General features: G+C 45.4%; 7 protein-coding genes. All 7 read left to right on the top strand.

Annotation, left to right across the window (positions count from 1 at the left end; translation table 11 throughout):
- Window positions 1–6 precede the first annotated feature (6 nt).
- The 7 genes from ACOMHB_RS22700 (at window position 7) to ACOMHB_RS22670 (ending at window position 12536) form a co-directional block, all read left to right on the top strand.
- Window positions 7–618, top strand: a complete 612-nt coding sequence (locus tag ACOMHB_RS22700; protein WP_448218325.1) for an Eco29kI family restriction endonuclease — start codon at window positions 7–9, stop codon at window positions 616–618.
- On the top strand, window positions 599–1804 hold the full coding sequence (locus tag ACOMHB_RS22695; RefSeq protein ID WP_448218324.1) for a DNA cytosine methyltransferase: 1206 nt from the start codon (window positions 599–601) through the stop codon (window positions 1802–1804). The genes ACOMHB_RS22700 and ACOMHB_RS22695 overlap by 20 nt, the downstream gene beginning before the upstream one ends.
- A 156-nt stretch (window positions 1805–1960) precedes the next feature.
- Window positions 1961–2200 (top strand): HigA family addiction module antitoxin, encoded by a 240-nt coding sequence (locus tag ACOMHB_RS22690; protein WP_448218323.1) that lies wholly within the window; start codon window positions 1961–1963, stop codon window positions 2198–2200.
- A 546-nt stretch (window positions 2201–2746) separates the two neighbouring features.
- Entirely contained in the window at window positions 2747–3862 is a 1116-nt protein-coding gene (locus ACOMHB_RS22685; RefSeq protein WP_448218322.1) for an AAA family ATPase, read from the top strand.
- Window positions 3863–4005: 143 nt separating this feature from the next.
- Window positions 4006–4185 (top strand): type II toxin-antitoxin system HicA family toxin, encoded by a 180-nt coding sequence (locus ACOMHB_RS22680; protein ID WP_422135406.1) that lies wholly within the window; start codon window positions 4006–4008, stop codon window positions 4183–4185.
- A 48-nt stretch (window positions 4186–4233) separates the two neighbouring features.
- Window positions 4234–4674: a type II toxin-antitoxin system HicB family antitoxin gene (locus ACOMHB_RS22675; RefSeq protein ID WP_448218321.1), complete on the top strand. Its 441-nt coding sequence runs from the start codon at window positions 4234–4236 to the stop codon at window positions 4672–4674.
- A gap of 272 nt (window positions 4675–4946) precedes the next feature.
- Entirely contained in the window at window positions 4947–12536 is a 7590-nt protein-coding gene (locus ACOMHB_RS22670; RefSeq protein WP_448218320.1) for an AAA family ATPase, read from the top strand.
- Window positions 12537–12603: the final 67 nt, after the last annotated feature.

The raw sequence follows: 12603 nt of genomic DNA, 5'->3' as shown, positions 1-12603 counted from the left end.
ATGTAAATGAAGATAGAAGAACATATTTATCGGTCGGAGTCTTTTGTAGAGCTTATCGAAGACGCAGTTGAATTTATGATAAATACGCCGTTTGAAAAACTTCCACCGGAGGTCAAATTCGCAGGCGGTGGCGTATATGCACTATATTACAAAGGGGATTTTCCACAGTACAGAAAGATCTATAGCAAAACTCCAGATCTTCCAATTTATGTGGGTAAAGCAGTACTGCGGGGATGGAGGCAAGGTCGGGGTAGTCTTAAAGAAAATGATTCCGCTTTATACAGAAGGTTAAACGAGCACGCGAGAAGCATTAATGCTGCGGAGAATCTTCAGATTGAAGATTTTTCATGCAGGTTTATCGTGTTACAAGATCAGGAAGCTGACCTTATAAGTACTGTGGAAGCGGCGATGACTCGCAGGTATAATCCTCTTTGGAACTCTCATATAGATGGGTTTGGCAATCATGATCCCGGTAAGGGCAGGTATGAGCAAGCAAAATCTGAATGGGACGTGCTTCATCCCGGCAGAGTTTGGGCTGATCGACTAAAAGGTACGCCACCGAATGAGAATAAAGTTGAAGAAAAAATAGGTATTTATCATGTCCAAAAATCAACCTAACTCAGTCGAGCTATTTTCTGGAGCAGGCGGGTTAGCTTTGGGGTTGGCAAACAGTGGCTTTAAGCATGAAATGCTCGTTGAATTTAATAAAGATGCTGTAAACACATTGTTAAAGAATCATGATGAGGGACAAGCTCAAATAAAAAGCTGGGATATCCAGCATGAAGATGTAAGAAATATATCATTCCAAAAATATAGAGGCAGTCTTTCTCTCGTTGCAGGTGGCCCTCCCTGCCAACCATTTTCTTTAGGTGGAAAGCACAAGGCGTTTAACGATAACAGAGATATGTTTCCTCAAGCTGTTCGAGCAGTAAGAGAGTCAAGGCCTGACTCTTTTATATTTGAAAATGTTAAGGGATTGCTGAGAAAAAATTTCAGCACATATTTTGAATACATAATATTGCAATTATCCTACCCAAATATCTCTAAGGCAGATGGCGAAGACTGGGAGAGTCATTTAGCGAGACTCGAAGAAACTCATACGAAAGGCAAATATAGAGGTCTTAAATACAATGTCGTGTACAGACTTCTGAATGCTGCAGATTATGGTGTTCCTCAAAAAAGAGAGCGAGTTTTCATTGTTGGCTTCCGTAATGATTTAAATGTCGAGTGGAGTTTTCCCAAGGCTACTCACTCTCAAGATGCATTGTTATGGGATCAATGGGTTACTGGAGATTACTGGAAGCGCCTCAAGGTTTCTAAATTCGATAGGCCAAAACTAAATCAAAACCCAGAGAAAATTGCTTCACGTCTTCAAAAAAAGTACGGGCTATTCCAACCTGAAGAAAAACCATGGGTTACTGTCAGGGAAGCTATACGAGATTTACCTTCGCCTAAAAAAAAGAATGATTTTAACAACCATGTATTTAAAGATGGTGCCAAATCATATCCTGGTCACACAGGAAGTCCCATCGACGAGCCTTCTAAAACATTAAAAGCGGGAGATCATGGTGTCCCCGGCGGGGAAAATATGGTTCGCTTTAATGATAATTCAATTAGGTATTTCACCGTACGTGAGGCTGCAAGAATTCAAACATTTCCTGATGATTATCATGTTGCCGGAGTATGGAGTGAGTGCATGAGGCAAATTGGTAACGCCGTTCCCGTCACACTAGCTGAAGTAGTAGCAAAGAGTGTCTATCAAGTCATTGCCCCTAACAAGTCAAAGCACTCGGTGGCAGCATAGCTGCGCCGGTGTTTGCGGCGTTAGGCTCCATACCAAATTCGAGAACTTGGCTTTTGACTCGTATTGAGCAATAAGCTGCGTAAGTGGTAACTGGCGAGTTAACTTCGAATTTCGTGATGGCAATGCGTAAATCCTTAATTATGAGGATTATCATTAATGTCTATGCACAATCCGCCCCACCCTGGAGAATTCATTGAGTCTGTATACATGGAGCCTCACGGGGTCAGTTGCCGTTACCTTGCTGAACAGCTCGGTGTAGCCGCTTCTATTTTGAATAGAGTTATCAAAGGCAAGAGTGCAGTTTCACCAGAGATGGCGCTGAGGCTTTCCAGAGTATTGGGCCGCACACCTGAAAGCTGGCTCAGTATGCAAGACAATTATGAAGCCCGGATTTGACAGCCACTCAGTATGGTTTAAGGGAAATAGCTTTTTCTCTGGCAGCTTTTATAGCTGATGCAGGTTGGTTTTGACTTTTGTTAAGCTCAGCGCGTCACTGCCCCGGCTATTAATTGTGCATTGTCGTAAAATTATTTGTTCAGATTATGCTGGCTCTTCTCTGTTGAGTGAATTTAAGCGCTTTTTTTATCAGCTCTGTACCGGTTCATCGAGATTACAGGGGAAACACAGAAGATTGTGCTCGAAAACCAGCGAGAGAACCGGCTCATGTTTGAGCGGCAAGACTGTAAAATTGAGGCTTACCAGTCTGAGAACCGCAAAGGTTTTGACAAAATAGAAGAAACTCTCGACATCATCGTAAACCACCTTCAGAAATAGCCTTACTACCTAACGAACTCGCATCACTGGGACGGTTTTGACGCCCGTGTGCTCTGGGTTATGTTTCTCATCAATCCGCCTCAATGCCGTATTTTTTTTACGGCAAGTCTTCTGAAATGTGTTAGAGTACAAGAATTCTATTGGTTATATGAATACATGGTGCATGTGATGCTTAAAAAAATATCTGTAAGGGGGTTTAGGAATTTCAAGGATTGGTATGAGTTCGATCTTGAGACTAAGAAAAATTATGAATTTAATACTGAGACGATTAAAGACGGTATAGTTAAAAATTCCATAATTTATGGACAAAATGGTAGTGGAAAATCGAATTTGGGGCTGGCTATTTTAGATCTAACTTGCCACATTAATGACATTCCTGTTATGCCATCATTAAATATGAATTATTTAAATGGCGACAATGAAGAATCAAGCATTGCTGAGTTTATTTATATATTTAAGTTTGGAAAGAACATAGTTGAATACGCTTACGGAAAAGATTCTCCTGGGCTTACAACTTATGAAAGTTTAAAAATAAATGACAAGGTGGTTATTTTTTTTAATCGTGATGAAGAGAGTTTTATAGAAACAAATCTGTTAGGAACAGAAACTCTTAACAAGGATTTATCTGAAACAAACATTTCAGCCATTAAGTATATAAAATCCAATGCAATTCTTGATAAAAATCATATTGAATCCAAAATTTTTAAGAGATTCATAGAGTTTGTTTCTGGTATGGTTTTCTTCAGAACACTATCACAAAATGCCGATTATTACGGTCAATTATTAGACAATAAAAGGTTGTCTAAAGCCATTATTGATTCAGGGAAATTAGCTGATTTTGAAGAGTTTCTCAATTCTGCTGGAGTTGATTGCAAGCTAAAAGCTGTTGGGGAAGGTAGTGAAGAACGAATTGTTTTTGAATTTAAAAATCATGCAATCGAGTTTGGATTAGCAGCTTCCACAGGTACAATGTCGCTGGGTATCTTCTATTATTGGTGGCTTAAATTAGATGGCAATAAGTTAACTTTTGCTTATATTGATGAATTTGACGCCTATTATCACTTTTCATTATCAAAAATGGTTGTCAAAAAGTTAATACAGGCAAGTTGTCAAACAATACTTACAACTCACAACTTAAGCATTATGTCAAATGACTTATTGAGGCCTGACAGTTATTTTATTCTGATAGATAAGCAATATCCATTTTATAAGCTTGTTGATAAAGACTTAAGAAAAGCACACAACCTGGAGAAAATATACAAGGGTCTAAAGTATGATTCCTAAGAGTAATATTTTATGTGTTTTCGAAGGTGAAAAGCGCTGAAATTAAAAATAAAAAGCTCTTTGCACATAACTGTGTATGGAAAGGTTTGCTTGTGGTGTGTATGCATGCATATACTTCTGTTATGCAAGTTTAGGGAGGTCGAATGACTTCGGACGAACTAAGAAAAGAACTTGAAGCCAGGGGTTGCAGGTTCTTAAGGCAAGGCAAAGGCTCTCATGAGATATGGATAAACAAGGAAGGGAAAAGAACTTCCGTTCCTCATCCGAAAAGGAAACTTGGAAAGGGGCTTGTAACAAAGTTGCTGAAATGGGCAGGGGAGTGATCTCCCCCTCAGAATCGATAAAGAAATTATATTAATGTGAGGCAAGACATGTTATTTAAAATTGGTATAGAAAAAGCGGAAGACAATAACACAGCCTATGGTATTGTAATTCCTGCTCTGTGCAATGATAAATACTCAGCCTATTCTTCAGCTGATGAGTTTGATGATATTGTAAAAAATGCAAAAGATGCCGCATTTACAGTTATGGAAGAGATGGCTCTTAATGGAGAATTAGATCTATCTCAAATTGCATTATCAAACAAACAAGATTATTCGAATAATCCTGATTATGAAGATTTTACCGAATGGGCTTTTATAGATATTGAAGTAGATGAAGTTCTGGGAAAGCAAAAAAGAATCAATGTCAGCATGTCTGATCTTCTTATTGCTCATATAGATCAAATCGTTAAGAGTGGTGGAAAGTACAAAGATCGAAGTGATTTTTTGACGCAAGCAGCATTACATCAAATAACTGGTGCAACCTTATAACAAGTAAAACCATCTCCTGACAAACGACATGTACACGGACAAAAAATAGAACGCGCATAACGAACTCGCTTGACGGGGTCAGCTACGCTGCCCGTCAGCACTGGGATACCAGTTCATGATGCGTTTTTTGAGATCGCTGACTTTCTTCTCCGCTGACTTTCTTTCCTCACCAGGGATAATCATCAAAACGGAACTTTAGTACTTTCTTAAGGTCAAATAATTAAACAGCTTTAATTTATTCCTGCAAATGACTGTAGGGAGGAAGATTGACTATGGATGGTCGTATTGGTGAGAAAATAAATTACCCCGTTCCTGATGGTGGCATGCCAGCCAGGGGAGCAAGTCTGTATTTATCGTCAAAAAATACGGATGTCTGCCCTGGTGTAACGCCCAAACTCAATGGATCGGCACCTCCGGTTGCGTCGCCGGACAGAGTGAGAACCGTATCTTCAAAGGACTCCGCGACTCAAAGGCCCCCTCACGCCTTCGATTTTCGTTTTGTCGCCAGTAATGATCAGGTGCGACAGCTTTTAGTTGCCCAGACCCGCGATGAACATCGGGAGGTCACCCTTATTTCTCATCCCGATGACCTCTCACAGGCTAACCTGGTGAGCCGAATGAGCATTTCCGGTGATGGTCGCCACAGGCTGTATCCGGGCAAACTGTTTGAAGGTTCACAGCCATTTACCCTGGTAATAGATATCCGAAAGCTCGCCAGCGAAGCACTGCCAAAATTTAACGACCTGCTGGACCCCGATAACCCCTGTCTGTACGACAAAGTCAGCCGTAAGAAACGCCCCCTGGGCAAGCATGTTTCTCTATTGGTCGTGGCAGACCCTGCACAGTTGGCATCAGTTGGCCATTGTGAAAGCGCTCCGGCGGCCGGCGCTCCGGGGGCTGATTTCTGGCGGCGAATTAATCGACCGGGCAATTCCTGGCATTTCGATGCTCAGACCGGCAATGCCCGGGCAATAAACATCGACAGTGTTCCTCCGGTATTGGCTGAATTCTCTCCCGCTGAGAGCACCATGGATAACGACAATACCCTTGTTATTGACTGTCACCTGCACAGCCACTGGCGACAGTTGCTTCTGGGCGGCCCCGGAGTGGATGAAAAAGGGCGAATCCAGCACCTGCCCGGCAGACTTGAGTCATTAAAAGCCGGACAACGAGTGATTCTGAAAGGCGCCAACTGGGATGATCTGGCCTTTGAACAGACGATTCGACAGATGTTGGCGCAACAGAGCTTTGAGAGCAACGGCAAGATTTGTCAGTTACCCGACAATGTTCAGTTTTATCAGATGCCGGTAGGGAAGGACGAGCTTCATTCATTGTTCCAAAGCCTGTCTCACTCTTATAAAGAAGATGACAAAGGACTTGATAAAAAGCACGCACCACGAAACCCGATCATCATTAACGAGAATAATATCACGGATTGGCTGAGCCCCATTGCAATTGCTCCCGGAGGCTATGCCACCCCTAACACCTGTCTGTTGGAGCAAGTTCGGGCAGGTGGTACCGTCACCGTAACGTCTCCCCTCACTCAGGCAGAATGGTTTTGTTTACTGGGCTCACTGCAGACTATTCGCGAAACGACTGGTCTGGAGCCCCGACTTCAGGTGGCGCATTGGAAAAAGCAACCGAAAGCCCTGGGATTGACAGAAAACGATGAGCATCCTTTGCCCGGGAGCCATCAGTCACAGAAAAAAGTTAAAGATCATGCTGCTTTTAATACCTTCACTTATCAGCAACATGCTCAGGCAAGTCATTGGCTGAATAATCAGCGGGGAGAACCTCTGGTTATTCAGGTCAATGAAAAAACCAGCTTCAGTGAGCTATTTGATAATATCCATATCACCTCGGAACAAAAGGCCCATTTTGGACGACTTCAGAGTAAATTGCAGGAGGCATTAATCGCTGGCACGCCGGTTGTTGTTCGGGGACTGGAGAGTAATCCAAGGCTTCAGCAGCTTCTGGAACCTCTGGTTGTGGGACAACCTCTGCTAGTGAATGGCCAATTGCAGGCCTACCCAAAAGCTCATGTCACAATACTCTGGCCTGATTCTGCAAAAAGCCCGTCTTCGGTATTTCGTGCAATGGTTGCCAGGAGTAAGCCGTGTCCCAAGGTTGATCTTTGGGGTATCAGCGCCTCCAGGCATGGTATCGCCCGAACCGAGGTGCCAGAACAAGCACTTGATAAACTTTACGAAGCGTTTAAAACCGTACCTGTTGGCCTTTGTAATGCTCTGCCTGAAACCACCGAAGGGTTGTTGAATAATCTGATACTGGCTGCCCGGCGGGCAAAACAGGTGGACCAGTCCCAACAGCTTTTACCCCGCCACTGGCGCAAAGCCATCAATAGCGTCATCACCCATGGCACCCGGCAAAATCCATCCGTGCGTGATTTTATGAAAGTGGCTTGTTGGCAATTGTTACCGGATAACACGCCGGATGCTCATCAGAAGCCGCAAGAGACTCAGGCCGCCTCGGTAGACCCGGATCAGTTAACTGCCATCATCAACAGTGCCCGGCATTTGGATAGAGAGTTTGTGGAGCAGAACCTATGGCCATTGGCCCGAGCCTTTGACCCGGCAGTATTTAAAGGTACCGAATTACAACTGTCCTATAAAAATCCGTTTCCGGAATCGACTGACAAAAAAGCTCTGGACAGGCTCTGTGCCATGATCCTGGCCCATGCGCCTGAACAACAACGACAGACCATAGCCTATCAGTTGGAAGTCGATCCGAAGGCAACAGAGCAATATTCATCGTTAACCATCAGGCCAGAAAGACAGATCAAACGTTTGCAGGACGCACTGGCTTGCGGCTGGCATTTACCTTTGTCACAAGGGCAGATCCGATCCGATGCCATTCAGGCTCTGGCCACCGATTGTTTCCACATGGCCAGAACAACGAATTCCGAGGCAGAGCGCATTGAACGCATTGAAAATAGGCTGTCTGAATCACTGAAGTGGCAGGGTTCCGCTGATATGCCCCTGTCAGCACTGGCCCGGGATCTTTATCACGGCAAGATAAGTCAGAAAGATCGTGAAAGTCGTCGATTGTCGCGACTTCATGACCGGCTTACGGACTCTCCCGTTATATTTCTGCAGGGAGAAACCGGCACCGGGAAAAGTTACTTTTCAGCAAAGATGGCAGAGGCTTCAGGACAGGCTAAGGTCATTTCCCTTGGACCTTCCGACAGCGAACAGACCCTGATGAAACGCTGGCAGTGGCGGGAGCAAACCGATGGCGACCGTTCTATGATGCAACAAAACCGGACTCTGATGGAATGGGCTACTATCCCACAGGACACAGATGGAGAATACATTACTCTGGTTCTGGATGAAGCCAACCTGGCTAAAACCGGATTACTGGCGTCATTGAACGGCTTATGGGAGCCAAAGCCTTGCATCTATGTCAATGGTCACCCTGTTCCGGTCAGCCCAAAACACCGGGTGATTCTCACCGGCAATTCGGATCATTACTCCGGGCGCCAGCTCGATCCGGCCCTGAAAGAGAAACTGCCCAGGGCTTATTACCCACGCCTGGATCAGGCTTTCCTTGAGGACAGGGTGGTGGAACCGGCTCTGGTCAATCATTTATCACAACGGCATCTGCCGGAGCAGCAAATAAACGACATTGCACACAGTGCCACCAAGAGCCTGATGGCTCTGTGGCAATATTATCAGGAGCTGTTGCCCGAGCATGAGTTTACCCCCAGGGATTTAACCGACATCTGTAGCTGGGTGGGTTGGTATATGGATCGTGCGTTGTCGGAAGGCGACAGTGTTAGCTGTGAGCAAGTGAACAGTTTGATCCAGCAAAGTTTTCGGGATGTACTGGGTCCCGAAATCAGCGAGACTCAACAGGATGCCCTTTCGGCACTGGAAATCTGGTTTGCTGCCCGTTACCACCCGGACAACACCCTGCGCGACAAAGTTCATAACTACACCCTGCCAGATATTCAGCGAGACTTCGAAGCATACACCAAAAAATTCCAACCTGAGTTTGATACCTCCGGATCGGCAGTCATTGAACTGGTGCAACGGCTGGGACAGGATTTAAGCCGCTCTCAGCAGGCTAATCATCACAACAGAAAACACGGTGGACGACAAGCGACGTTGATTGAAGGCCCAGCCGGGCGGGGTAAGGATGCCACGCTGAACCTGATGATTGAAAGTGTCAGACAGCAGGCCAGGCAACGGCAAGAATCCATACCAGAGGTTTATCTCCTGAATGCCTGTGATTGTTCCTGGGATAAAGTGTGTGAAGCGATCCAGAAAGCAAAAGTGGAAGGCGGCATCGTGGTGATTTCGGAGATGAATCTGATCGACAGCCAGCATCTGGAAGGTGAGTTAAACGATATTCTGGCCGGTGACGCCCATCCGGGTTTCCACCTGTTTGCCACCATCAACCCGCCTGAGTACAGCGGGCGAAAACCCTTATCACCGGCGCTGAAAGGACGTTTCAGACATTTGCCGATCCGCCAGTATAACTCGGCAGAATTGCAGAACATTGCCGGGAAAGTGTTGCCAGACTCCCCAAAAGGAAAATTCGTCGCTGCATGGCTGACTGAAAAACATTGTCGTTTAAGGGCCTGCTTGCAACGAAAAAACCTGCCGTTACAGCTCACCTGTCGCGATTTACAGAATGTCGCAATGGCTGTCAGAACAGGAGGCAATTTTAGCGAAAAAGCACTTCATCAATGCCTCAATCAGCACTACCGGCTTTACCTGATGGCTGCCAACCTGTCGCTGGAGGAACTGCCGAAGTCACCGGCTCTTGTCATGGGTAAAGGAGCACTTGATTCCGGACTTTGCAAATGGCTCAACGAAAGGGTATCGGGCATTAGTCGTCCATGGTTGATACGACGCAGTGATCGCAACAGTATTGATGAAAAACACCATGAGATTTGTTTCAAGGCTGGTCTGACTGGAAAAAAAACCAAAACAGAAATCATCAGGATGGTCGCTCAGTCACAATGGCAGGCATCCGGTCTTTCCCTGAATCCGGATCCGTCGGACAATGCTCTCACCCGGGCACTGTACCGACACTGGCAGCAAAGCTGGTTTGATCGTAAGTTTGACAAGACGGGCATTGACGCCAATAGCGTATTTCCCCTGACGGAAGAAGAGGAACAAACGCTAAAGTTACCCGCTTCCCAGCCTTGTCTTCAGGAAGCTGATCAGCGGATAAGCACATGGAACGCCAATGCAGCTCAACACGGGTCTGCGTTTTGGCAACAGATAAGTGATCTGCCCAACCAGCAGGTGAGCGATTATGCTAACAAAGCCTCAGCCATCAATGCTGACGAGGCTCATGAAAAATTCATCCAGGAACTCTCCGAGAAAGATTTCATAGGCCTGGAACGGGACACGGACTATGAGTGCGAGGAGAAGCCACGAATTAAGGATGAAATAGTTTTTAAAACTCAGCACCATCCTTCCCATATGTACCGTTGGCGGGCAAGTGATGTTTGTGTGTCTGACACGGGTAATATTAGAACGGTCGATATTAATGACCTGCACTTCCTGGGGGTCGAAACTCTCACACCTGACCCTTTACCAGGGCGTGATCAGGAAGTTATCTTAGCCAGCAATCAAACCCTGGCGACCCTCAAGATGTCATCAAAGGATGGTGAATATGAATTGCCCAGTCTGACGCCTAATGACTATATCGTGGCCCTGAGTATAGAACCCGATTTGCCATATACCCTGAAAAGAGACAAATATACCGGGCTTCACACGCTGTTTATTCCAAAGGCCAACGCTAAGGGGCAGCGTATTCAAATTTCTTATGTCGTAGAATCCAGAGAACCGGACTTGGAAGCATCGGCTAAAGAAGCTCGCTCAAAACGATCGATAAGGTTTCACACCCGCTGTTCAAAAGGGATGAAAAAAGTACTGAAAGGACTGTTTACGAACATTGACCAACAACCACCCGAAATACAGGAGCCTTTGCGGAAAATAGCAGACGCTCAAGACACGGCAGAACGCATTCAGGCAATCAAGGAGTATTGCCGGCAGTTTTCCGGGGTGACTAAACCAAAGCGCGGGGAGAATTTCTTTGAATTCCTGGTAACACAGCGGCAAGGGCGTTGTCGTCATCGTGCGCCTGTTTTTGTCGCTCTTTGCCGTTATTTCAAGATTCCATGTCGGCAAATGTTTAACAATACCCACGCCTTTGCCGAGTGTTCCGAGGATGGAGGCCAAACCTGGCTGTCAGTGGATTTGGGCGGAGCGCCCACAAAGAACACAAAAGTGATACCAAAATTTCAGCGCATCAGAACGTTGCAAAGTTCCAGTGCTGCGTTAAAAACAATTAAGAATCTCCTGGAAGGGGCAGATTTATCACAACAGCAAACGCTGGCCAAAGCCATGAATACGAGCCCCGAGAAACTGAGCAAATATTTTCTGACAAACAGTGCATTGCCAGAAAGCATTCCAAGCATTTTCGAGATAGTAAAAAAACTTTGGGGAGAAAAAAATTTAACCAGTTTTGCCATGGGTGTCTCATTGTTATCAGAGACAAAAGCGTTGAGCAATGACGAGATGAATTTGCTCGGTACTGTGACTCGCGACGATCAGGATGAGAACAGTAAAAGTCATAATGATAAACCGATGTCGAAGGCTCCGTTAAAACGCCTCATAGACGCGAGGTATGAATTCGATTCTGTGCAAGTCGACGATTGGGAATGGTACAGGAGGAATCGCGACTATGAACCGATGTCGGAGGCAGTCATACAAATCTTGCTCGACAATGATGAAGATAAGGTCACTGAACAACTCGAGTCATTGTACTCAAGAATGATTATTCAGGGCGGAGCAAATCCTAACAAGTGGTTGAGTTCAATGGTGTCTATATTGCGTCAGAGCGAACGGACCAAACCTTCGGTTATTCACTTTGCCCTTAAAGCCATGGAATCGGGTTGGCTGGATCCAGTGCCAGATTATCAAAGCGATATTATCGATGCACGTGGACATCATGAGCTATTGGAAGCTCTGGAAGGTATCGATGAACTGAAGGTTAAAGCCACCCATTGTCTGAGAAAGTGGTATGACGCATTGTTGTCCAGGGAAAAACACAGTAGTGTGTGGCGTTTGAATTATGAACACTACCAGAGGCAAGAACGTGATACCTTGCTCGTCACTCATTGCCATGACGGGTTTTCGTCATCCCTTGAAAATCAAATTGCCCATCATTCTATAGAAGACGTCTGGACGAACAATCCTGAGGGCATTCCGAATATAGAACGAATGCTGGTGCAACTGCCTGCTTTTTCACAGTTAAACTCGGGCAGGGAAAAACACCGTCCGGCAATTATTATCGGTTGCCCCAAATGGGACGAAATTGCAATTAAGGAAAAGGTTCAAGCCCTGCTGCAACGAAAAGCAGAGAACAGGCCGGAGTTGAAGCAGATATTGGAAAAAGCCAATCAGATTCTGCCCCCCCTCAGGGTGTCGGACGAGGAGAAAAAAATTCTTGATGACTTCACAAACAAATGCGAGCAAGCGATCAGACATGCCTTCAGTCATTATCTGTACGAAGTGACACAGTCAAAAGGCGGCCGCTTAACGTATTGTTGGGTTGACGCTCTCATCCATTCTCACAGAATCCGTTACAGCGATAACTATAACTATGGCGCTCATGATCCATCCTCACCAGAGGAGCTGTTTGCCATGATGTCTGATATTCATAGCTTTAGCCATCGAGAGAAACTTGTTAAAGACGCCTACTTACGACAGGCACACAACGCCAGTGATGCCCTGATACTGAGGTCCGATGAGCTGACAATCATTGCCAAAGAGTTTTTGAGCAGCATGAACCTGAATTCGATGTCGGACTCATTGGATATCTGAACATAGTCTGGTCGCGAAGAGTTTTTCGAGGTCGTTGACTTGCTTCAATGGTTACAGGCAACTGTCC

The sequence above is a fragment of the Endozoicomonas sp. 2B-B genome, assembly GCF_053470045.1.
This window is presented reverse-complemented; position numbering and strand designations above follow the sequence as displayed.

Coding starts and splice junctions, on each gene's coding strand:
- ACOMHB_RS22680 (WP_422135406.1), top strand. CDS start 4,006: ATGACTTCGGACGAACTAAGAAAAGAACTTGAAGCCAGGGGTTGCAGG.
- ACOMHB_RS22695 (WP_448218324.1), top strand. CDS start 599: ATGTCCAAAAATCAACCTAACTCAGTCGAGCTATTTTCTGGAGCAGGC.
- ACOMHB_RS22670 (WP_448218320.1), top strand. CDS start 4,947: ATGGATGGTCGTATTGGTGAGAAAATAAATTACCCCGTTCCTGATGGT.
- ACOMHB_RS22700 (WP_448218325.1), top strand. CDS start 7: ATGAAGATAGAAGAACATATTTATCGGTCGGAGTCTTTTGTAGAGCTT.
- ACOMHB_RS22685 (WP_448218322.1), top strand. CDS start 2,747: ATGCTTAAAAAAATATCTGTAAGGGGGTTTAGGAATTTCAAGGATTGG.
- ACOMHB_RS22690 (WP_448218323.1), top strand. CDS start 1,961: ATGTCTATGCACAATCCGCCCCACCCTGGAGAATTCATTGAGTCTGTA.
- ACOMHB_RS22675 (WP_448218321.1), top strand. CDS start 4,234: ATGTTATTTAAAATTGGTATAGAAAAAGCGGAAGACAATAACACAGCC.